18 protein-coding genes and 1 tRNA gene are annotated in these 21,506 nt (G+C 58.3%); 10 read left to right on the top strand and 9 right to left on the bottom strand.

Annotated features, from left to right (window positions below; genetic code table 11):
- Nucleotide 1: 1 nt before the first annotated feature.
- The 6 genes from GS611_RS00260 to GS611_RS00235 form a co-directional block, all read right to left on the bottom strand.
- Entirely contained in the window at nucleotides 2–805 is an 804-nt protein-coding gene (locus tag GS611_RS00260) for a methyltransferase domain-containing protein (RefSeq protein WP_171630781.1), read from the bottom strand.
- Between the two features lie 98 nt (nucleotides 806–903).
- Nucleotides 904–1,827, bottom strand: a complete 924-nt coding sequence (locus GS611_RS00255; protein ID WP_171630779.1) for an alpha/beta hydrolase — start codon at nucleotides 1,825–1,827, stop codon at nucleotides 904–906.
- Between the two features lie 12 nt (nucleotides 1,828–1,839).
- Nucleotides 1,840–3,729 carry an acyl-CoA synthetase gene (locus GS611_RS00250; protein WP_171630777.1) on the bottom strand — a complete coding sequence of 630 codons (1,890 nt, stop codon included), beginning with the start codon at nucleotides 3,727–3,729 and terminating at the stop codon, nucleotides 1,840–1,842.
- Between the two features lie 160 nt (nucleotides 3,730–3,889).
- Nucleotides 3,890–5,710, bottom strand: a complete 1,821-nt coding sequence (locus GS611_RS00245) for an ABC transporter transmembrane domain-containing protein (protein ID WP_171630775.1) — start codon at nucleotides 5,708–5,710, stop codon at nucleotides 3,890–3,892.
- Between the two features lie 129 nt (nucleotides 5,711–5,839).
- Nucleotides 5,840–5,913 (bottom strand) — tRNA-Gly (locus tag GS611_RS00240).
- Nucleotides 5,914–6,006: 93 nt separating this feature from the next.
- Nucleotides 6,007–6,879, bottom strand: a complete 873-nt coding sequence (locus GS611_RS00235; RefSeq protein WP_171630773.1) for a MurR/RpiR family transcriptional regulator — start codon at nucleotides 6,877–6,879, stop codon at nucleotides 6,007–6,009.
- Nucleotides 6,880–6,982: 103 nt separating this feature from the next.
- Between GS611_RS00235 and GS611_RS00230 the strand changes: the two genes are divergently transcribed.
- The 7 genes from GS611_RS00230 (at nucleotide 6,983) to GS611_RS00200 (ending at nucleotide 14,860) form a co-directional block, all read left to right on the top strand.
- The gene (locus tag GS611_RS00230) at nucleotides 6,983–7,768 is read left to right on the top strand and encodes an N-formylglutamate amidohydrolase (protein WP_253284937.1); all 786 of its coding nucleotides are present in this window, start codon (nucleotides 6,983–6,985) and stop codon (nucleotides 7,766–7,768) included.
- Between the two features lie 16 nt (nucleotides 7,769–7,784).
- Nucleotides 7,785–8,303, top strand: coding sequence for a TRAP transporter small permease subunit (locus tag GS611_RS00225; protein WP_171630769.1), 519 nt, complete (start codon nucleotides 7,785–7,787; stop codon nucleotides 8,301–8,303).
- Nucleotides 8,303–9,628: a TRAP transporter large permease subunit gene (locus GS611_RS00220; protein ID WP_171205339.1), complete on the top strand. Its 1,326-nt coding sequence runs from the start codon at nucleotides 8,303–8,305 to the stop codon at nucleotides 9,626–9,628. Before GS611_RS00225 ends, GS611_RS00220 begins: the two co-directional genes overlap by 1 nt.
- Before the next feature lie 67 nt (nucleotides 9,629–9,695).
- On the top strand, nucleotides 9,696–10,727 hold the full coding sequence (locus tag GS611_RS00215; protein ID WP_170343589.1) for a TRAP transporter substrate-binding protein: 1,032 nt from the start codon (nucleotides 9,696–9,698) through the stop codon (nucleotides 10,725–10,727).
- A 90-nt stretch (nucleotides 10,728–10,817) separates the two neighbouring features.
- A complete protein-coding gene (locus GS611_RS00210) occupies nucleotides 10,818–12,170 on the top strand; it encodes a glutamine synthetase family protein (protein WP_171205338.1) in 1,353 nt (450 codons plus the stop codon).
- Between the two features lie 94 nt (nucleotides 12,171–12,264).
- Nucleotides 12,265–13,647 (top strand): aldehyde dehydrogenase family protein, encoded by a 1,383-nt coding sequence (locus tag GS611_RS00205; protein ID WP_171630767.1) that lies wholly within the window; start codon nucleotides 12,265–12,267, stop codon nucleotides 13,645–13,647.
- A gap of 67 nt (nucleotides 13,648–13,714) precedes the next feature.
- Nucleotides 13,715–14,860 carry an iron-containing alcohol dehydrogenase gene (locus GS611_RS00200; protein ID WP_171630765.1) on the top strand — a complete coding sequence of 382 codons (1,146 nt, stop codon included), beginning with the start codon at nucleotides 13,715–13,717 and terminating at the stop codon, nucleotides 14,858–14,860.
- Between the two features lie 60 nt (nucleotides 14,861–14,920).
- Here the strand turns inward: GS611_RS00200 and GS611_RS00195 are convergent, their stop codons facing one another.
- Nucleotides 14,921–16,153: an HlyD family secretion protein gene (locus GS611_RS00195; RefSeq protein WP_171630763.1), complete on the bottom strand. Its 1,233-nt coding sequence runs from the start codon at nucleotides 16,151–16,153 to the stop codon at nucleotides 14,921–14,923.
- A complete protein-coding gene (locus GS611_RS00190; protein WP_216598143.1) occupies nucleotides 16,150–16,554 on the bottom strand; it encodes a hypothetical protein in 405 nt (134 codons plus the stop codon). The genes GS611_RS00195 and GS611_RS00190 overlap by 4 nt, the downstream gene beginning before the upstream one ends.
- Nucleotides 16,555–16,740: 186 nt before the next feature.
- Here GS611_RS00190 and GS611_RS00185 point away from each other — a divergent pair, with 186 nt between their 5' ends.
- The 3 genes from GS611_RS00185 (at nucleotide 16,741) to GS611_RS00175 (ending at nucleotide 18,872) form a co-directional block, all read left to right on the top strand.
- A complete protein-coding gene (locus GS611_RS00185; RefSeq protein WP_171630759.1) occupies nucleotides 16,741–17,814 on the top strand; it encodes an FAD-binding oxidoreductase in 1,074 nt (357 codons plus the stop codon).
- Nucleotides 17,811–18,464, top strand: a complete 654-nt coding sequence (locus tag GS611_RS00180; RefSeq protein WP_171630757.1) for a DUF938 domain-containing protein — start codon at nucleotides 17,811–17,813, stop codon at nucleotides 18,462–18,464. Before GS611_RS00185 ends, GS611_RS00180 begins: the two co-directional genes overlap by 4 nt.
- A 72-nt stretch (nucleotides 18,465–18,536) precedes the next feature.
- Nucleotides 18,537–18,872 carry a carboxymuconolactone decarboxylase family protein gene (locus GS611_RS00175; RefSeq protein WP_152458825.1) on the top strand — a complete coding sequence of 112 codons (336 nt, stop codon included), beginning with the start codon at nucleotides 18,537–18,539 and terminating at the stop codon, nucleotides 18,870–18,872.
- A 43-nt stretch (nucleotides 18,873–18,915) separates the two neighbouring features.
- On the opposite strand, the gene GS611_RS00170 is transcribed toward GS611_RS00175, so the two are convergent.
- Nucleotides 18,916–21,423: an FAD-dependent oxidoreductase gene (locus GS611_RS00170; protein ID WP_171630755.1), complete on the bottom strand. Its 2,508-nt coding sequence runs from the start codon at nucleotides 21,421–21,423 to the stop codon at nucleotides 18,916–18,918.
- Nucleotides 21,424–21,506: the final 83 nt, after the last annotated feature.

Below are 21,506 nucleotides of genomic sequence, written 5' to 3'. Positions count from 1 at the left end.
CTTATACGGCCTTCGCAGCCACCACTGTCGCAAACACCTGATATCCATAAAGTGACCCGTTTCGAGCACGTCTTTCGTGCTCGGCCACAAGCCCCTCTGCCAGTTCTTTTCCGATATCACCCCGCTCGTACATTTGCTTGGTGGTCAGGTCGACCCAAGGCAACATCTGCTCGGGTGTCGAGACAACTCTGCTCTGCACGTCGAAATGTTGCACGGAAAGTCCGGCATCGGAAATCATTGACCTGAGTTTTGCGACGACAAAAGGATCGGTCACAAACTCGCGTACAAATTCCTTTGCACACATATCCAGTGGATCATTCGGAAAAGCACTGAAGGTCGCTTTTGAGAAATCAGCGTCACAGACGATCAAGATCCCATCGGGTTTCAGCACTCTGAAGGCCTCGGCAACCAACGATTTGGGGTCTTCTACATGCGTGAGCACCGTGTGCATGATGACCGCATCGACGGCATCATCCTCCAGCGGAAGCGCGGCACCGTCGGCAACCTTGAAAGTCAGGTTCGAATGCTCTTTGGCCCGAGTGCTGGCTTCCGAGACAAATCCTTGCGAAGGCTCGAAACCTATGACGTTCGCCGGGTGGCAGTGTGATGCGATGCGACGTGTAACGGCGCCTGCACCGGCGCCAACCTCAACAACCGTCGATGCATCCGTGACGTTCAGGTGGCCCAGATACGCGGCAACGATCTGTTCCATCGTCGGGTCCGCTTGCCGCTGGTCCATCGAATCCGCAAACAGCTTGATGAATTCCGGCCCTGCGGCATCGACGTTCTGAAAGGGGTCGGCCATAAGGTAAGATCTCCTTGGAAAATTTGAGTGAGCTTACCACAGCCAGCCGGTTTTCGGCATATAGGCCCCAAAAGGACCTGAGCCTTCAATTCACTGCATCAGTCGTAGGACCAGATCCCCTGCCCCAGCGCTTCTATCGCAACCGAAATACGCTCAAAACTGTCGGCCGCACGTTTCACCGCAGTTCGTGCGCGCAGATATCCGTGCACAAGACCGAATTCATTGATCCAGTGTGCCTGCCCGCCCGCCGCATTGATCCGACTGCAATAAACTTGCCCGTCGTCACGCAGCGGATCGCAATCAGCCGTTACAACCACGGTCGGTGGCAGGTTTGAATAGTCACTGTCCTGCAATGGCGCATAGGTCGGATCGCCCTGGGGCGGATCGCCCGCGCATCGGATGGTTTCATAGAACCTGATTTCGTCCAGCGTCAGCAAGGGGGCCTGGGCATGTTCCTGGTAGGACCCCTGACTGCGGTCCCCTCCGAGGCCCGGATAGATCAGAACCTGCCCAAGAATCCCGTCCAAACGGCCGCGCGCGTAGTGGGATACAGCAGCAGCCAGATTTCCACCGGCGCTGTCACCGGCCAAAATCAAAGGGTCTCCGAATTCGTTTGCGGCCCAGTTTGCAGCGCTCCAACAGTCGTCAAACTGTGCCGGGTGCACATGTTCAGGGCACAGCCGGTAATCGACGGCGACGACCCGATACCCGGTTTGGGCGCACAATTCAGCGCAAACATCGTCGTGACTTTCCAGACCACCAACAACGAAACCGCCACCATGAAAATAGATGACGGTTCGGGTTGGTTGCCCGGCAGAGTAAATTCGAACCGGAACACCATCGGCCGCTCGGTCTTCTGTTTCCACGCCAGCCGGGCGTGGTTGGCGAAAGTCCTGACACATGGTGTCATAGACACGGCGCTGATCCTCGATCGACAGCTCGACAGCGTCATCGGGATAGCTTTCGGCCGTGCGACGTATGAACGCCCAGGTTTCTTCGTCGATCAGGCGTTCATAGTCCATTGTCCCTCCGGCTTATTCAGACCACTCCCATGGCCGGGTGTATACGCCCAGCACTTTTGCAACATCGTCTTCCGAAGATCCGTTCGCGTCAAGCTGCGCGACGAGGCCGCGTTTCTTATCATCAATGACAGAAACCACTCGCGCCGCCAAACCGGCATCCTCGAGGGCACCGTTGTAGATACGAGTGATGGCCTGTTTCCGAAGATCAGGCTTGAACACCTTGCCAACGGCCGTTTTGGGCAGCTCATCCAGAATGGTCATGTGCTTGGGTTGCGCCGCGCGTTCATGCACGTGAACCTTGCAGTAATCCATCAGCTCTTTCTCGGTGACAGACGCGCCCTCGACCAGCTCGACAAAGGCGCAGGGAACTTCACCGGAATGCGCATCCGGCTGGCCGATGGCACCGGCAAAAGCGACGGCCTCGTGACCCAGCAAAGCCTCTTCGATCTCGGCAGGGTCGATGTTGTGACCGCCACGAATGATCAGGTCCTTGGCGCGACCGGTGATCCAGAGATATCCATCTTCGTCGAAGCGCCCCAGATCGCCCGTGCGCAGGTACTTGTCGAAGTGATACAGGTTAACGTTCTTGTCGGCCTCAGTGTAAGTATTGCCCGCATAAACACCAGGGTTCGAGATGCAGATCTCACCGATTTGATCAGTGTCGCACTCGGTCGGTCCATCTGGCCCATCCTGCAAGATCTTGACGTCTGTATAGGGGAACGGAATACCGATCGATCCGATCTTTTTCTCACCATCCACCGGGTTGCACGAAACCAGACACGTGGCCTCTGTCAGACCGTACCCTTCGACAATGGTGACGCCGGTCGCTTCTTCAAAGCGGCGGAACAGTTCCACGGGCAGCGGAGCCGAGCCCGAGAAGGCCGTTTTTACGCTTGAGATATCGGCATCGACCGGGCGCTGCATCTTGGCTGAAATCGCGGTTGGCACGGTGATGATGAAGCTCACCTTCCAACGCTCGATCAGCTTCCAGAAATTGTCGAACACCCCGTCGCCGCGATATCCCTGTGGCGTCGGGAAAACCACATGGGCACCGGATGATACGGCCGCCATCACAATCACATGCACCGCAAAAACGTGGAACATGGGCAGCGGGCACATGATGACGTCGTTTTCGTCAAACAGAAGCGTGTTCCCTAACCAGCCGTTGTAGATCAGGCCGGAATACTTGTGCTGCGCCACCTTCGGCATACCCGTGGTACCGCCGGTATGGAAATAACAGGCGACACGATCTTCCTTGCTGTCTTCAAAGGTCAGCTTCGTCGGTTGCTTGGCCAGTTCCGTGTGGAAGTTCTTGTAATCCGCATGGGCAAGCTTTTCCTTGTCGCCCATCTTGGGGCGCAGAAACGGCACCAGCCATGATTTGGGCGGGGTCAGATACCGGTTCAGGTCGATTTCCAGAATGGTATTGACCTTGGGTGCGTGGCGCACCGCCTCTTCGACCTTCTGCGCGACATCTGTTTTCGGGAAAGATTTCAGCGTCACCACGACCTTGGCGCCGGTCTCGCGCAGGATCGCGGCAATCTGTTCCGGTTCAAGCAAGGGGTTGATCGGGTTCACGATCCCCGCAACCGCGCCGCCCATCATCGTGACCAGTGTCTCGTTGCAGTTGGGCAGCACATAGGCGACCACGTCCTTTTCACCCACACCCAGCGAGCGGAACAGGTTCGCCGCCTGGTTGACCTGAGCCAGAAGTTGCGACCAGGTCAGGGTCTCGGCCTTGTCCTTCGGGCCCGAGAACAGTTGGAAGCTCATGGCATTGTGGTTGGGGAACTTCCCTGCGGTGCGCGACAAAAGCTGGTGGAAGGTGACAGGCAAATCCCGATCCTCCCACGGCATTTCCTGTTCCATGCGCTTCTTGTCTTCCAAACCCACAAAGGCCATGTGGTTCCTCCCGTATTATTCTCCCGAGTTTTGCGCGGGCTTGTTGTTCGCAACCAAGATGGAAGCAAAACGAACCTCGCGCAAGCGAGGCCTTAGCCTTCAAGGGGAGTAAAATGTAGAATGACGCTACGGCGAATTCGCAAGTGCCGGAGCGTCACTCTTATTCTGCGGCGACACCATCGGTGAACTGCAACCGGGCAAGGCGTGCATACAGCCCGTCCTGAGACACCAGATCCTCATGGCGGCCTTGTGCCACGATGCGGCCTTCCTCCAGCACGACGATGCGGTCGGCTTTCTTAACGGTCGCCAATCTGTGCGCGACGATTAGGGTCGTGCGGCCGGCGCGCATCTTGTCCACCGCGCCCTGCACTGCGCGTTCGCTTTCCGCATCCAGCGCCGAAGTCGCCTCGTCCAGCAGTAGAACCGGCGCGTCGCGCAGGATTGCGCGGGCAATGGCAATACGCTGCTTCTGCCCCCCAGACAGCATGACACCGCGTTCGCCGACAAAGCTGTCATATCCTTGCGGCAAGGCCGCGATAAAATCATGCGCGGCAGCGGCCCGCGCGGCGGCCTCAACTTCTGCATCCGAGGCGTCCAGACGGCCAAAGCGGATGTTTTCCCGCGCGGATGCGGCAAAGATCACAGGATCCTGAGGCACCAGAGCCATGTGGCGGCGGAAATCAGACCGGTTGATGTCGCGCAGATCAAGACCGTCCAGCGTCACGCGGCCCGAGTTCGGATCATAGAACCGTTGGATCAGTTGGATCACGGTTGTTTTTCCCGCCCCGGATGGCCCGACGAATGCGACCGTCTCGCCAGGTTTCACCAGAAGCGACAGATGATCCAGTGCAACCGTATCGGGCCGCGCGGGATAGCGGAAGCTGACATCTTCAAACCGGATTTCGCCCTGAATGTTCTTGGGAAGCGCTTTGGGATTGGCAGGGTCGGTCACGGTATCTTCTGCATGCAGTAGCTCGACCAGACGTTCGGTGGCCCCCGCCGCACGCTGAAGTTCGCTCCAGATTTCGGACAGGGCGGCGACCGAACCCGCCATGATGATCGAATAGATGACGAACTGGATCAGAACACCTTCGGTCATCACGCCATTGCGTACGTCATTGGCACCCATCCACAGAACGCCGACAATGCCGGAAAAGACCAGAAAAATTACGATGACGGTCAGCACCGCGCGGGTTTGAATACGGCGCAGCGAGACGGCGTAAGATGTCTCGGTCATCTCGCTGAACTGCTGGCGGCTGGCCAGTTCATGAGAAAATGCCTGAACGGTCTGTACCGCGCCCAATGCCTCACCCGCGTTGCCGGACGAGGCCGCGATCCAGTCCTGATTCTCGCGGCTGATCACGCGCAGACGGCGACCAAGTACAAGGATCGGCACGATGACCACTGGGATCAGCAACAACACCAACCCGGTCAGCTTGGCGGATGTCAGCAGCATCAGAACCAGTCCGCCAATGAACATCAGCATGTTTCGCAGGGCAATGGACACGGACGAGCCGAGAACAGATTGGATCAGCGTCGTGTCAGTGGTGATCCGGCTCAGCACCTCTCCGGTCATGATTCGCTCATAGAATTCCGGGCTCATACCGATGACCCGATCAAACACCGCCTTGCGGATATCGGCCACCACCCGTTCGCCCAGACGGGTCACAAGCGCATACCGAATACCGGTGCCCACGGCCAGAACGGCAGCGATGACCAGCGCGGCCAGAAAATACCAATCCAGAAGCTCTCCATCCTGAATCCGGAAATTGTCGACCACGCGCCGCACCGCCAATGGCAGCGTGAGGGTCATGCTGGCCGTCAGAATCAACGCCAGCGTCGCGCCGACCATCAGGAATTTGTAGGGTTTCATGAACGGCCAAAGCGAGGCCAGAACCCCAATCTTCTTTGAACGGGCGCGTTCCTCGGAAGCTCCGGGCGCGGCGGTATGCGTTGGCTTGCTGGCGGCTTGTCTTGCCATGTCTGGCCCTTGTGTCCTGAACCGTACTGAGTGACCGCTTTCTTGGAGGTAGCGGCAGGTATGGTCAAGCATCACAACCGCAATCGGCAGGTCGAAAGGGCCATTTGACGCAGAATTTCAGGGAAGGCGTGGAGCGGGTAGACGGAATCGAACCGACATAGCCTGCTTGGAAGGCAGGGGCTTTACCATTAAGCTATACCCGCAAATGGTTTGCGCTGGTTAAGTCATGCTTTCGGGATCGTCAAGCCGGAAGTGGCAAATTTAGTGGCGCAATTTTTCCGACACGGCTCGGCCCGTCAGTCCTGATTGCGAAATATCCGGGTCGAGGAAAAGAACCGCTCCAGTTCTTCGATCCGCTCCTTGCTTTCTTCCCAACGCGCCTCCTGCACTTCGGCAATCAGCGTTTCCGAGATCAACTGCAAGGCAATGGTCGAATCCCAACTGGAAGGCGCCTCGACCAATGCGTGGAAGGAATAATTGGCGGTCTTTCCGATCGGCGATCCCCATTGGTCCGTAAACAGAACAACGGTGACGCCGCGGCCCGAGGCAACCTGTGCCAGCTTCTCCAGATGCGCCTCGTAGCGGCGGATGTCGAAGATCACCAGAACGGATGATTTATCCATATCCAAAAGGTATTGCGGCCAGACATTCGCCGAATTGCCCAGCATCGTCACGTTGGGCCGGATGATCTGCATGTGATTGAACAGGTAATCCGCATTTGACCGCGTGATGCGGCCACCAACGACGTAAAGATGGCGCTCTGTCTCGGCCAAAAGACGCGCGACGGCATCGAACATCTCTTTGTCCAGACGTTCCAGCGTGTGGCGCATGTTGGTCCATACGGCCTGGGCGAAGCGCGTTGTCGGATGTTCTGCCTCATCATCCACAACCCAGGCGTCCCGTTTCGAGATCGGCTTTTTGATCTGCGCCGCAACCTCTTCGCGCAGCGCATCCTGCAAGTCGGGGAACCCGTCAAACCCAAGCTTGCGCGCCATGCGAATGACGGTCGGGGTCGAAACCTGCGCCGCAGCGGCCAGCTTGGTGATCGATTGCAAACCGGCCATCGGATAATCCTGCAACAGGACCGAGGCCAATTGACGTTCAGACCGTGTCAGATCGTCCAGCTCATCCTGAATCCGCTGTTTGACAAGTTTGGCAACGGTGGCCATCGGCGCTCTCGTTTCTTGAATTTGTTACAGAATATGTTCGTTTGAAATTTTGTCTACAGAAATTTTCTTGACAGGTGAGAAGTTGCTGTAACAAATGCTACCTATGCGTCACGAGACCGAGTCATCATTGCTTTTGCCGACCGAAGCCCCGGCAGCCCGCGTGCTCAATGCGCACGGTTGCGCGCCTGCCGTGCTGATATGCGAACATGCAAGCCGATTTATTCCGGCCGCGCTGGATGGATTGGGGCTGGATGAGGCGGCGGCCAGCTCACACGCGGCCTGGGACATCGGCGCGCTGGACCTGTCGGTGGAGCTGATGGGCGCTTTGGATGCGCCGCTGGTCCACTCGCGCGTCAGTCGCCTTGTTTATGACTGCAACCGCCCGCCCGAACGCGACGATGCCATGCCGCAGGTCAGCGAAGTGTTTTCCATTCCCGGAAACATGAACCTGACAGATGCTCAGCGCGCCCAGCGGGTTCGCGACGTGTATGAACCTTTCAAAACACTGGTTTCATCCACTTTGGACGAACGGCCCGAACCTCCGGTTGTCATCACGATCCACAGTTTCACGCCCGTCTACAAGGGAACCCCCCGAACGGTAGAGCTGGGGATTCTTCATGACGAAGACGACCGCGCCGCGCAGCTGATGCTGAGCCACGCGGAAAGCTCGGGATTGCGCGTGGCTTTGAACGAACCTTACTCGGCCACGGATGGCGTCACGCACACGTTGCGCGAACACGCGGTCCGGCGAGGGCTTCCAAATGTCATGATCGAAGTTCGAAACGATCTGATCGACACAGCAGACGGCGTGAACCGCATTGCGGGATTGCTGACGCCAATTCTGCAATCGGTCATCCAAGACTTATCGCACGCAGAGGCGAAACCATGAGAGCAGAGGTATCGGGATGAATTTCATGCGGGGATATGTGGCGGTCATTGACCGCACGAACCGCTGGATCGGACGCTTCGTCATGTACGGCATCTTCGCCATGATGGGCATTCTGCTCTGGTCCTCGATTTCAAAAACCTTTTTCCTGCCATCGCTTTGGACCCTGGAAATGGCCCAGTTCGCAATGGTCGCCTATTACATTCTGGGCGGCCCCTATTCGATCCAGATGGGGTCCAACGTCCGCATGGACCTTCTGTACGGCGAATGGTCCGACCGTCGTCGCGCGTGGACGGATGCGATCACCGTCCTTTTTCTAATCATCTACCTGGGCGTGATGATCTACGGCGGATACGACTCGCTGAGCTATTCGCTGCAATATGGCGAACGCAGCCCGACCGCGTGGCGTCCATATCTGTGGCCAATCAAGGTCATCATGGTCGTGGGTCTGTTCCTGATGTTGCTTCAGGCGATCTCGGAACTGTTCAAAGATATTCTGCGCCTCAGGGGCGATGACATCCCGCGCGAGGTGATCTGATGTCTTACGAATTGATCGCCATCCTAATGTTTTCGACCATGATGTTGATGCTGCTGACCGGGCAGCGCGTTTTTGGCGCGATTGGATTTGTCGCCGTGATGGCCGCCCTGTTTCTGTGGGGGGATCGCGGCGGCTATGACATTGGCTTTTCGGCCGCCATGAAGCTGATGAAATGGTACCCGCTGCTGACCCTGCCGATGTTCATCTTCATGGGCTATGTTCTGGCCGAATCCAAAATTGCAGACGATCTGTACAAGATGTTCCACGTCTGGATGGGGGGCCTGAACGGCGGGCTCGCGATTGGCACGATCGGTCTTATGGTGCTGATCTCGGCCATGAACGGGCTGAGTGTCGCAGGCATGGCCATCGGCGCGACCATTGCGCTGCCGGAACTGCTGAAACGCGGCTATGACAAGAAAATGGTGACCGGGGTAATACAAGCCGGATCGTCATTGGGTATCCTTGTGCCACCCTCCGTCGTGCTGGTTCTTTACGCGATGATCGCGCGCCAGCCTGTCGGGCAGCTCTGGCTTGCAGGGCTGCTTCCCGGGCTAATGATGGCCGCAATGTTCATCCTTTACATCGTGATCCGCTGCCGCATCAACCCGGCGTTAGGGCCCGCCTTGTCAGCCGAGGAGCGCGACGTGCCCATGGCTGAGAAACTGCGCCTGTTGCGCGCGGGCCTGCTGCCCCTGGGTATTTTTGCCGCGATGATGGTGCCCTTCGTCAACGGCTGGACCTCGCTTGTTGAAAGCTCGGCCATCGGTGCGTTGACGGCGTTCGCCGCGGCCATCCTCAAGGGCCGTATGACACGTGAGGTTTTCGAGACGTCTGTACGGTCAACGCTGGGCATCACCTGTATGTTCATGTGGATCATTCTGGCTGCGCTTGCCTTTGGCGCTGTTTTCGACGGTTTGGGCGCCGTTCGGGCAATCGAGAACCTGTTTACCGAACGGCTGGGCCTCAACCCGTGGGTGATCCTGATCTTGATGCAGCTCAGCTTTATTCTGATGGGCACGTTTCTGGACGATACGGCCATGCTGGTGATCGTCGCGCCTTTGTACGTGCCGCTCGTGGGTGCATTGGGGTTCGACCTGATCTGGTATGGGGTTCTGTACACGATCACCACCCAGATCGCCTATATGACGCCGCCCTTCGGCTACAACCTGTTCCTGATGCGCGCGATGGCGCCGCCAGAGATATCGCTGCGCGACATCTACGGTTCGATCCTGCCCTTCGTGATGGTGATGACGCTGGCGCTGGCGATCATCATGACATTCCCGCAGATCGCGCTGTGGCTGCCTGAATACATCTACAACAAATGATCCCGGATCAAACCGGGGCTTCGCGGGCAATCCCCGCACAATCGAAACTGACCAACGGAGAGAGAGAATGACGAACAGACGTACATTTCTGAAAGGTGCTGCGGCCGCTCCCGCCGCTGCTCTGGCGACGCCTGCACTGGCGCAATCGACCATCAGATGGCGGATGCAGACCTATGCCGGCCCGGCGCTGGCCGAACACGTGATCGACCCGGCCATCAAGATGTTCAACACGATCGCCGGAGACCGGATGCAGATCGAGCTGTTCTATGCCGACCAGCTGGTTCCGACGGGCGAGCTGTTCCGTGCCATGCAGCGCGGCACGATTGATGCCGTGCAGTCGGATGATGACTCGATGGCGTCGCCCACCGAGGTCACCGTGTTCGGCGGCTATTTCCCCTTTGCCTCGCGCTACTCGCTGGACGTGCCGGTTCTGTTCAACCAGTACGGGCTGAACGAGATCTGGGACGAGGAATACTCGAAAGTCGGCGTCAAGCACATCTCGGCCGGTGCCTGGGACCCGTGCCACTTTGCAACGAAGGACCCGATCAACAGCCTGGCAGACCTTCAGGGCAAACGTGTGTTTACCTTCCCGACCGCGGGCCGCTTCCTGTCGCAGTTCGGCGTTGTGCCGGTCACCCTGCCCTGGGAAGACATCGAAGTCGCGGTACAAACCGGAGAGCTGGACGGCATCGCGTGGTCCGGCATCACCGAAGACTACACAGTCGGCTGGGCGGATGTGACCAACTACTTCCTGACCAACAACATCTCGGGCGCCTGGGCCGGTTCGTTCTTTGCCAACATGGATCGCTGGAACGAGCTGCCCGAAGATTTGCAGACCCTGTTCCGCGTCTGCACCGATCAGTCGCACTATTATCGTCAGTGGTGGTACTGGGGCGGCGAAGCCAGCCTGCGCGTCAACGGAGACAAGATGCAGCTGACGTCGATTCCGGACGAAGAATGGGCAACCGTCGAAGCCGCGGCCGTTGCCTTCTGGGACGAGATCGCAGCCGAATCCGAAACCAAGGCGAAGGTTGTTGAAATCTTCAAACAGTACAACGCCGACATGCTCAAGGCTGGACGGCCCTACCGCTACGGCTAAGAATTGGCCAAGCGACCCGCCCCTTGCATGGGGGCGGGTCTGACAGAACGAATGGCCGATGAAGGATTTCGGCAAAGACAAAGGTGGCACATGCTCACGTTCGAACATCTGAAAACGCAGGTATCCGAAGGTTCGGTTGATACGGTTTTGGTCTGCATGGTGGACATGCAGGGCCGGTTGATGGGCAAGCGTTTTCACGCGGGCCATTTCGTGGCTGGCGCATGGGAAGAGACCCATTGCTGCAACTACCTTCTGGCCACCGATCTGGAGATGGCGACACCCGATGGCTACGCCTCGACCAGTTGGGAACGGGGCTATGGCGATTATGTCATGAAACCGGACCTCAGCACCCTGCGCCCGGTGCCGTGGCTTGAAGGCACGGTGATGGTGATGTGTGACGTGCTGGATCATCACACGCACGAGGAAGTGCCGCACGCGCCGCGTTCAATCCTGAAAAAACAGGTCAGCCGTTTGAAAGCCATGGGTTATGACGCCATGACGGCGACCGAGCTTGAGTTTTTCCTGTTCGAGAAAAGCTTTGACCAGATCCGCAAGGAAGGATTCCGGGATCTGGAGCCGATCTCGGGCTATAACGAAGACTATCACATCCTTCAGACCACCAAGGAAGAGCATGTGATGCGTCCGATCCGCAACCATCTGTGGGATGCGGGCATTCCGGTTGAGAACTCCAAAGGTGAGGCCGAGACCGGACAGGAAGAGCTGAACATCAAATACGCGCCCGCGATGGAAACGGCCGAGTATCATTCGATCGCCAAGAACGCTGTGAAAGAGATCGCGTGGCAACATGGTCACGCAGCGACGTTCCTGCCGAAATGGCACCATGAGAAAGTCGGCAGCTCGTCCCACGTGCACCAGTCACTGTGGGCGGATGGACAGCCTGCCTTCTATGACGCCGGGGACGATCTGGGCATGTCGGCGCTGATGAAAAGCTATATGGCTGGGCTGCTGAAATATGCCCCTGATTACACTTATTTCATGGCACCTTACATCAACAGTTACAAACGCTTCATGAAAGGCACCTTCGCGCCAACGCGGATCATCTGGTCTGTGGACAACCGCACCGCCGGGTTCCGCCTGTGCGGTGACGGCACCAAGGCCGTACGCGTCGAGTGCCGAATTCCGGGCTCAGATATGAACCCCTATCTGGCGATGGCTGGCATGCTGGCGGCAGGGATCGCGGGCATCGAGGAAGGGCTGGATCTGCAACCGCCGACCAAGGGCGACGTTTATCAGGGTGAGACTGCCATGATCCCGGGCAACCTTCGTGCGGCGCGGGATGCGCTGCACGGATCGGTCATGTTGCGCGCGGCCATGGGCGATGACGTCGTCGACCACTATACCCGTGCCGCAGAGGTCGAGATCGAGGAGTTCGAACGCGTGGTCACGGATTGGGAAATTGCCCGCGGGTTCGAGCGGGCGTGAGGTCGGGTCACGCTGGGGGCTCTGCCCCCAGACCCCCGGGATATTTTGGGCCAGATGAAGCAGGGATCCTGTTTCTTTCGGAAATGGAGTGAAAATGGGGCAGATGTTGAAATGTGTCTCGCCGATCGACGGATCGGTTTTTGCCGAACGTGCAGTGTTGTCGCGAGAGGCCGCGTTCGGGGCCGCGGCGCGTGCTCGGGCTGCTCAGGCGGAATGGGCAGCCCGTCCGTTGCAGGAGCGGATCGAACTTGTGATGGCGGGTGTGGCCGCCGTTGGCGCCATGAACGATGAGATCGTGCCGGAACTGGCCCATATGATGGGACGCCCGGTGCGTTATGGCGGCGAGTTCGGTGGTTTCAACGAACGCGCCAGCCATATGGCGGAGATTGCCGAGACGTCCCTGGCAGATATCGCCGTCGGCGAAGACGAAACGTTCAAACGCTACATCAAGCGCATTCCTCATGGGGTGGTCTTTGTGGTGGCGCCCTGGAACTATCCCTATATGACGGCGATCAACACGGTCGCACCGGCGCTGATCGCGGGCAATACGGTCGTCCTGAAACACGCGACACAGACGCTGCTGGTGGGCAAGCGCATGGCAAAGGCGTTCCATTCGGCAGGTGTGCCCGAGGACGTGTTCCAGAATGTGTTCCTGAGCCATGACGTGACCAACGACCTGATCGCGGGCAACGCATTTGACTTCGTGAACTTCACCGGATCAGTCGGCGGCGGTCAGGCGATGGAACGTGCCGCGGCGGGCACGTTTACCGGCGTCGGCACCGAGCTGGGCGGCAAGGATCCCGGCTATGTCATGGACGACGCCGACCTGAATGCCGCGGTCGACACGCTGATTGACGGTGCGATGTTCAATTCGGGCCAGTGTTGTTGCGGAATCGAGCGGATCTATGTTCACGAGAGCCTTTATGATGACTTCGTCGCCAAGGCAGTGGACATTGTGAAGGGTTACAAGCTGGGCAATCCGCTGGATGCCGAGACGACGATTGGCCCGATGGCCAATGTGCGGTTTGCCGATGAGGTGCGAGCCCAGATCGCCGAGGCGGTTGCAGCCGGTGCGGTTGCGCATATCGACACCTTCGCTGAAGACGACGGTGGCGCGTACCTGACACCGCAAATCCTGACCAATGTCACTCATGACATGCGCGTGATGCGGGACGAAAGCTTTGGGCCCGTGGTGGGCATCATGAAAGTGTCCTCGGATGAGGAGGCCATCGCCTTGATGAATGACAGTGAGTTTGGCCTGACTGCCAGCCTGTGGACCCGCGATGTGGATCGTGCAGCGCGGATAGGTGACCGGATCGAAACCGGGACCGTGTTCATGAACCGCGCCGATTATCTGGACCCCGGCCTGTGCTGGACGGGCTGCAAGAATACCGGGCGCGGCGGCGGTTTGTCCGTCATCGGATATCACAACCTGACACGTCCCAAATCCTACCACCTCAAAAAGGTAACGGGCTAAGGACGACGGCCTGCTTCGGACCCACCCCCTCGCCGAAGCAGGCCTTATTTTGCAAAGGAAACCTGACATGACACTTGTTGGAAACTGGTCCTATCCGACCGCCATCAAATTCGGAGCCGGGCGCATCAGGGAATTGCCCGAAGCCTGCGCCGCCGCCGGAATGAAGAAACCATTGCTGGTCACGGACAAGGGGCTGGCCGATCTGCCCATCACCAGCGCGACACTGGACATCATGGAAGCCGCGGGACTGGGCTGCGGCCTGTTCAGCGATGTGGACCCCAACCCGAATGAGAAGAACCTTGAAGCCGGAGTTGCGGCCTATAACGCAGGTGGTCATGACGGGGTGATCGCCTTTGGCGGCGGCTCTGGTCTGGATCTGGGCAAGATGGTCGCCTTCATGGCCGGTCAGACGCGCCCCGTTTGGGATTTCGAGGATATCGGCGACTGGTGGACACGAGCCGATGCCGACGTGATCGCGCCAATCATTGCCGTTCCGACCACCGCAGGGACAGGATCGGAAGTGGGCCGCGCGAGCGTCATCACCAATTCCGAGACCCATGCCAAGAAAATCATCTTTCATCCCAAGGTTCTGCCGACCGTGGTGATTTGCGACCCGGAACTGACCGTCGGGATGCCCAAGTTCATCACGGCAGGAACTGGCCTGGACGCCTTCGCGCATTGTGTCGAAGCCTTCTCGAGCCCGCATTATCACCCGATGAGCCAGGGCATCGCGCTGGAGGGTATGCGACTGGTGAAGGAGTATTTGCCCCGTGCCTATGCAGACGGCACCGATATCGAGGCCCGCGCCCAGATGATGAGCGCCGCTGCCATGGGCGCAACGGCTTTCCAGAAGGGCCTTGGCGCGATCCACGCGATGAGCCACCCAATAGGTGCGGTATTCAACACCCATCACGGCACCACGAACGCCGTCTGCATGCCCGCGGTGCTGGACTTCAACGCCCCGGCCATTGCAGACCGGTTCCAGCAAGCTGCGGCATATCTGGGCATCGACGGCGGCTTCGATGGTTTCCGCGCCTTCGTGCAGAATTTCAACGACAGCCTTGGCATCCCCCGCACATTGTCCGAATTGGGTGTGACCGAAGCTTCTATCCCAGAGCTTGTCGAAGGGGCGATCATCGATCCGTCATGCGGCGGCAACCCGATTGAGTTGACGAAAGACAACCTGACGCAGCTGTTCAAAGCAGCGCTTTAAGAAACCAAAGGGCCCGGCGAAACTTGCCGGGCCCTTCGCGTTCGGATTGCCAAGATCAGATCAATGCCCGGTCAAAACCAGAGTGTTCACCGGCATCAGGATCAAACGCAGGCGCAGACCCGCGGCATGTACCACGCCGATCGTGTCGACCACGTGCAGAAAGGCCGCCTCCCAAAAGCCCAGATCCTCGTGCTCCAGCCGCTCGTGGTTGTCTGTGTAGACATTGGCCAGACAATTGCTGCCCGGCGGAATGTCATCGGCCATACCTTTGTATAGCGGCTCCATATAGACCAGAATCGAGCCCGGATTGTTGTTGGTCTGCACGTCCCGCAATTCGTCCGATGGGCGGATCTGGCCGGACGGGATGACATCCTGCACCTCGACCACCACGGTGGGGATCACGGTGAATGGCTTTGTCATGCAGCCCAATTCACCAATCATGCCCGGCTTGATAACCTGGGCAGAGAGCTGGTTGAAAGCGGCCTGAAAACGATCATGCCCTGTGTGCGATGGCACAAGAATGCCCGCGGGGCGCAACAATGGGCTTACGTAGTCACCGACCTGAAGGCCGAACTGTTCGACCCGCCCTGTGACGCCCGCGGTGATCACCGTCTTGTCCAACTCGGTCTGCGCAGCATCCAGTTGCGCAATGGCACTGGCCAGCTGCGCGGGGATCAGTTCTTCGATCTGCTGCTCAACCGCAGCACGTTTGGATTCCGCTGCAAGAACCTGGGCCTCTCGCTCGGCGACAAGGTTTTCCAGCCTCTCAATCTCGGCCAGTCTTACGGCGCTTGAACCCTCATCTCGCAAGGTTGTGTTGCGCTCAAGATCCTCCAGAGACTGCGCAAGCGCTGCCTTGGCACCTGCAATTCCAGCTTCCGCCTCGGCCAAATCGGTTTCCGCAACCTTAAGCGAGGCCTGCACCTGTGCAATCTGCGCATTTGCCGCCTGAACCTGAGCAGTCTGGCTGAAATCCTCGATCCGGAAGATCGGTTGTCCTGCGGTTACCAGTTCGTTGTTCTTGACGAAAACCTCGGAAACACGACCGCCCAATTGCGGCAGAATGGTCACCGTTCGGAAATAGGATGCCGCGGTTTTGCTGGCCGGATGAAAATAAAACAGTGTGGTAATGACGGTCAGCGCCAGAATGGCACAGGTGGTCAAACCCCAGCGCAGTTCGTACCACATGGTGAACAAGGTAATCTCGTGACCGATCCGCTTGCCCTGTACAAAACGGCGGAACAGATAGTCGGGCAGCACCGTTATCAGGGCGCAGAGCATGGTCTCGATCATATGGCTTGCTCCTGCGCGTCGCTGGGTTCGGATTCTGACGATGCCGGCACCGTTGTTTCAGGCACTGGTTCCGGAACAGGTGACCGACCCAGAGAACGAATGGCATCGGCAATGTTTCGAAGCGGGGTGGCAAAATCCGGAAACTGAAACCCTGCGACCAATATTGCAGCAACCCAGAAAAGCCCATTATGGGTAAATAGCGCCAGCAGCGCCAGAATACCCACCAACTGAAATTGCGGGTGATTGTTTTCGTGGGCCATTTTTTCAGGAACCGAATGCAGCGTCAGGTATCCGACACCGATCAGCACCACCAGAACGACGAAAAAAACGACCATGGCGGAGAAAAGGTAATCGCTTCCGTCAGCTGCGACAACATATCCTGGAATATGCCCTGTGGCCATTGGATGAACGTCTGCTGCGGTCACCTTACCCTCCTGTTTATTTTGATACTTCTTTGACCGGGTTGAAGCACAATTTCAAGGCTGCTTATAGTCCGGAAAACCAAACGCGTGGCGAATGAGGAGCTTTGGCGTCAGCATGAAACTCAAGGAACCTGTAGCGTCTCTGTACAGGATGGATCGCAAGTCATGATTGATTTCCTGATAATCGGAGGCGGCATCGCCGGGCTGAGCGCCGGTGCGCGCCTGTCGCAGCACGGAACCGTGATGGTTCTGGAAGCGGAAGATGCCCTGGGCTATCACGCCTCGGGCCGGTCAGCGGCGTTGTTCGAAGAAAGCTATGGACCGCCTTCGGTCGTCGCATTGAACAAAGCGGGGGCTGCCTTTCTTCATACGCAGAATGGCGGTTACCTGACCCCGCGCGGATTGATGCTGGTCGGGGCAATTGACCAGCCCGACATGTTCGAAGCCGATTGCGCCGATCTGAACATGGTGAAAATACCGATGGATCAAGCGATATCGCGCGTTCCGATTCTGGATCCGGACAAGGTCGGGTTTGCAGCCATCAGCGAAGCGGCCTTTGACATCGATACGGATCGCCTGTTGCAGGATTTCGCCCGGACCATCCGGCAAAACGATGGAACGGTTTCGACGAAAAGCAAAGTCACCGGCATTCGAAAAGAAAAGCACTGGGTGGTTGAGGCCGGTGAGATCTTTGAAGCCCGCACTCTGATCAACGCAGCAGGGGCCTGGGTGGATGAGGTTGCACAGCTTGCGGGGCTGCCCGGTATCGGCCTCACACCTCGCCGTCGGTCGATGGCGCGTCTTCCCGCCCCCGGAGGGCATGACGTTTCCATCTGGCCGATGATGCTGGGCGCCGGCGAAACATGGTACGCCAAACCGGATGCGGGCAAGTTGCTGGTTTCACCATCCGAAGCCGATCCGGTTGCGCCACAGGATGCTTATGCCGATGATATGGTGCTGGCAGAAGGTCTGGCACGGTATGAGGAACTGATGACCGAGCCTGTCACAAGAGTTGAAACGAATTGGGCAGGATTGCGCAGTTTTGCCCCAGACGGGACCTTGGTGCTTGGGCGCGACCCGCTGGACCCTTCGTTTGTCTGGTGTGGCGGCCAGGGCGGGTATGGTTTTCAAACCTCACCGGCGGCCTCGCAACTGCTGTGCGATCTTGTTGTCGGAAACCCACCCGAACTGGAACCTGACATAATTGGCATGTTGACCCCTGACAGGCTGGAACGATGATCAAACGCAGCCTCCCCTCGTCTGCAAGCGTCGCCAATGCGTCTGAAGATGGCAAGCTGGTGGCCCCGGCAGCATCCCGGAACACGGACGCCCTGTGTGCTGTGTTGCAAGAATGGGGCCCGCCCCAGGGCCACGCATTGGAAATCGCAAGCGGGACTGGTCAGCATGTCAGGGCCTTCGCCGAAGTGCTGCCCGGGCTGACCTGGCAGCCTTCGGAAGTTGACCCTGAGCGGCGCGTGAGTATCGATGCCTATACCCGCAACCTACCCAATGTCGCGCCGGTCGCAGAACTGGATGCAGCGACATCAGGCTGGCACAGGCGGTTTTACGGCCAGGATCTGATCGTTTTGATAAACTTGATTCACTTAATCAGTTGGCAGGAAACCAGAACCATCATTTCAGAAGTCGCACAATCCCTGTCACCAAAGGGGCGGTTTATCTTGTACGGCCCGTTCAAACGCTCGGGCCAACTCACCAGTGACGGGGATGTCCGCTTTCATAAGGCTTTGATTCAGCAAGACCCGGAAATCGGCTATAAAAACGACGTGGACATTCTGAATTTGTTCGAAAACGTCGGCCTGCTCGCGTTGGCACCGGTCGAAATGCCTGCCAACAATCTAGCGTTCATTGCCGAACGCCCTGACGTCTGATCGAGATCAAAGTCAAACAGCCGCAACCCAATTCATATTCCAGTTGCTAGATATGAAGAAGGGCACTCAGCAATGGCATGGCAAGAAAAACTCTCGGCAACACGAAAGAGTTTGCGAAACCTGAACGGATCCATTCCCGATACGACACGCGCATTCGGAGCGCTTGGCAAAGCCGTCAAAGAGGGCGGGACGCTCGACTACAAGACCAAGGAATTCATTGCGTTGGGCATGTCAGTCACCCTGCGATGCGAACCCTGCATCACCCTGCACACCGAAGCTTTGATCAAGGCCGGTGCGACCCGGGAAGAAGTGTCCGACGTGTTGGCCATGGCGATCCAGATGGGCGGCGGCCCAGCCATGATGTACGCGGCCAAGGCGCTGGAATGCTTCGACGAACTGTCTGGATGACAAAAAAGAAAAGGCCCCGAAGATTTTCGGGGCCTTTCTTAGATCAACCGTCCTTGCGGATGGTTTCGTTTTTCGGATCGTAGGGGCTGTCGCAGGTGACGACCGCATCCCACAGCTTGTCCTGAATTTTGACCTGCAGCTTGGTGCCTTCGACCGCCATTTCGGGCTTCACGTAACCCATGCCAATGGATTTCTCGAACGCCACCGAGTAGCCGCCCGAGGTCAATCGACCCACGCGCTCACCTTCCGGTGTGTACAGCGCCTCGCGGCCCCACGGATCGGCATCGTCCGGTCCGTCGATCAGCAGGGTGCAGCATTTGACGCGCACGCCGGTCTCTTCCAGCTTGGCCTTACCGTAGAAGTCCTTGGACAGGTCGACAAAACGCGGCAGGTCGGCTTCCAGCGGAGTCGCGTCGCGGCCCAGTTCGGTGCCGAATGCGCGATAGGATTTCTCCTGACGCAGCCAGTTCTGGGCTCGCGCGCCAACCAGCTTCATACCATGCTTCTCACCGGCCTTTTCAAGCAGGTCGAACAGGTAGTTCTGCATCTCGATCGGGTGGTGCAGTTCCCAACCCAGCTCACCGGTATAGGCCACGCGGATCGCGTTGACCGGGCACATGCCCAGTTCGATCTGGCGCGCCGAAAGCCAAGGGAAGCGCTTGTTGGACAGTGCGGTTTCCGGATCGGCATCTTTGATGACCTCTTTCAGAACGTCACGCGACTTGGGTCCGGCGATGGCGAAAACACCCCATTGCGTGGTCACGTCCTGGATCTCGATATATCCGAACTCCTCCATCTTGTCCTCGGCCGCCTTGCGCAGATAATCGGCGTCGTACTCGGTCCAGGCACCGGCAGAGACGAGGTAATAGTTGTTCTCGCCATTGCGGACGATGGTGTATTCGGTGCGGGTGGTGCCGTGCGATGTCAGCGCGTAGGTCAGGTTGATACGACCAACCTTGGGCAGCTTGTTGCAGGTAAACCAATCCAGGAACTGGGTGGCACCGGGGCCTTTGACAACATGTTTGGTGAAGGCCGATGCGTCGATCAGGCCAACGCCTTCGCGGATCGCCTTGGCTTCTTCGACGGCATATTGCCACCAGCCGCCACGACGGAACGAGCGTGCTTCTTTGTCGAAGTTCTCGGGCGCATCGACAGGGCCGAAGTAGTTCGGACGTTCCCAGCCGTTGACCCAGCCGAACTGGGCACCGCGCGCTTTCTGACGGTCGTAGGCCGGAACGGTCCGCAGCGGACGGCAGGCTTCACGCTCTTCGTCCGGGTGGTGCAGGATATAGACGTGCTCATAGCACTCTTCGTTCTTGCGGGCCGCGAACTCGGTGGTCATCCAGTTGCTGGAATAGCGTTTGGGGTCCAGCGAGGCCATATCGATTTCGGCTTCGCCATCGACCATCATCTGCGCCAGATAATAGCCGGTGCCGCCTGCGGCAGTGATACCAAAGCTGAAACCTTCGGCCAGCCACATGTTGCGCAGGCCCGGCGCAGGACCGACCAGCGGGTTGCCGTCAGGCGTATAGCAGATCGGGCCGTTGAAATCGTCTTTCAGGCCGGATTCAGCACAGGACGGCACACGTTCGGCCATCGCCATGTACTGATCCGCAATCCGATCCAAATCCAGCGGGAACAGATCCGCGCGGAAGCTGTCCGGTACACCGTGTTCAAACCGCGCGGGGGCGCCATGTTCATAGATACCCAGAATCCAGCCGCCGCGTTCTTCACGGGCGTAGGATTCATTGTCGGCGTCGCGCACGACGGGGTGTTCCGGGTTGCCTGCTTCGCGCCATTTGACCAGTTCAGGGTCCTTGTCCATGACGATAAACGTGTGTTCGACCGGGATCGCCGGCATCTTGATGCCCAGCATCTTGGCGGTGCGCTGTGCGTGGTTGCCCGATGCAGTGACGACATGTTCGGCAGTGATCACAACCTTTTCGTCGCTTTCGACAAGGTTGCCGCCTTTTTCCACCATCTTGGTGCAGGTGACTTCCCAATGGGTGCCGTTCCAGTGGAAGGCATCCGCCTGCATCTTGCGCACGATCTCGACGCCACGCTGACGGGCCCCCTTGGCCATGGCCTGCGTCACATCTGCCGGGTTAATATACCCGTCTTCGGTATGGTAGATTGCGCCCTTCAGATCCGATGTCTCGATCAACGGCCAACGTTCCTTGATCTGCTCGGGGGTCAGCCACTCATAGGCAACATCGCAGGTTTCGGCGGTGGAGGCGTAGAGCATGTACTCATCCATGCGCTCCTGCGTCTGTGCCATGCGCAGGTTGCCGACGACGGCAAAGCCCGCGTTCAGCCCGGTTTCTTCTTCCAGCGTCTTGTAGAAGTCGACCGAGTACTTGTGGATGTGAGTTGTCGCATAGGACATGTTGAACAATGGCAGCAGACCAGCCGCGTGCCAGGTGGACCCGGACGTCAGCTCGTCCCGTTCGATCAACATCACATCATCCCAGCCCGCTTTGGCCAGATGGTAGGCAATCGAGGTCCCAACGGCGCCGCCGCCAACAACCAGTGCTTTGACTTGGGTTTTCATAACCGGGCGTCTCCCCTTGAAATCAGTTGACACCATATGGCGCACTTGAGGGGGATCGCGCGACATTCATCCGACCAGTGATA

Origin of the sequence: Ruegeria sp. HKCCD6119 (genome assembly GCF_013110585.1) — a bacterium.
GTDB lineage: Bacteria > Pseudomonadota > Alphaproteobacteria > Rhodobacterales > Rhodobacteraceae > Ruegeria.
This window is presented reverse-complemented; position numbering and strand designations above follow the sequence as displayed.

What these genes read in the sequence shown, in the direction of transcription:
- GS611_RS00200 (WP_171630765.1), top strand. Translation starts at nt 13,715, where the DNA reads ATGACACTTGTTGGAAACTGGTCCTATCCGACCGCCATCAAATTCGGA.
- GS611_RS00260 (WP_171630781.1), bottom strand. Translation starts at nt 805, where the DNA reads ATGGCCGACCCCTTTCAGAACGTCGATGCCGCAGGGCCGGAATTCATC.
- GS611_RS00250 (WP_171630777.1), bottom strand. Translation starts at nt 3,729, where the DNA reads ATGGCCTTTGTGGGTTTGGAAGACAAGAAGCGCATGGAACAGGAAATG.
- GS611_RS00180 (WP_171630757.1), top strand. Translation starts at nt 17,811, where the DNA reads ATGATCAAACGCAGCCTCCCCTCGTCTGCAAGCGTCGCCAATGCGTCT.
- GS611_RS00245 (WP_171630775.1), bottom strand. Translation starts at nt 5,710, where the DNA reads ATGGCAAGACAAGCCGCCAGCAAGCCAACGCATACCGCCGCGCCCGGA.
- GS611_RS00225 (WP_171630769.1), top strand. Translation starts at nt 7,785, where the DNA reads ATGAATTTCATGCGGGGATATGTGGCGGTCATTGACCGCACGAACCGC.
- GS611_RS00230 (WP_253284937.1), top strand. Translation starts at nt 6,983, where the DNA reads ATGCGTCACGAGACCGAGTCATCATTGCTTTTGCCGACCGAAGCCCCG.
- GS611_RS00185 (WP_171630759.1), top strand. Translation starts at nt 16,741, where the DNA reads ATGATTGATTTCCTGATAATCGGAGGCGGCATCGCCGGGCTGAGCGCC.
- GS611_RS00175 (WP_152458825.1), top strand. Translation starts at nt 18,537, where the DNA reads ATGGCATGGCAAGAAAAACTCTCGGCAACACGAAAGAGTTTGCGAAAC.
- GS611_RS00255 (WP_171630779.1), bottom strand. Translation starts at nt 1,827, where the DNA reads ATGGACTATGAACGCCTGATCGACGAAGAAACCTGGGCGTTCATACGT.
- GS611_RS00190 (WP_216598143.1), bottom strand. Translation starts at nt 16,554, where the DNA reads ATGGCCACAGGGCATATTCCAGGATATGTTGTCGCAGCTGACGGAAGC.
- GS611_RS00220 (WP_171205339.1), top strand. Translation starts at nt 8,303, where the DNA reads ATGTCTTACGAATTGATCGCCATCCTAATGTTTTCGACCATGATGTTG.
- GS611_RS00195 (WP_171630763.1), bottom strand. Translation starts at nt 16,153, where the DNA reads ATGATCGAGACCATGCTCTGCGCCCTGATAACGGTGCTGCCCGACTAT.
- GS611_RS00205 (WP_171630767.1), top strand. Translation starts at nt 12,265, where the DNA reads ATGGGGCAGATGTTGAAATGTGTCTCGCCGATCGACGGATCGGTTTTT.
- GS611_RS00170 (WP_171630755.1), bottom strand. Translation starts at nt 21,423, where the DNA reads ATGAAAACCCAAGTCAAAGCACTGGTTGTTGGCGGCGGCGCCGTTGGG.
- GS611_RS00235 (WP_171630773.1), bottom strand. Translation starts at nt 6,879, where the DNA reads ATGGCCACCGTTGCCAAACTTGTCAAACAGCGGATTCAGGATGAGCTG.
- GS611_RS00215 (WP_170343589.1), top strand. Translation starts at nt 9,696, where the DNA reads ATGACGAACAGACGTACATTTCTGAAAGGTGCTGCGGCCGCTCCCGCC.
- GS611_RS00210 (WP_171205338.1), top strand. Translation starts at nt 10,818, where the DNA reads ATGCTCACGTTCGAACATCTGAAAACGCAGGTATCCGAAGGTTCGGTT.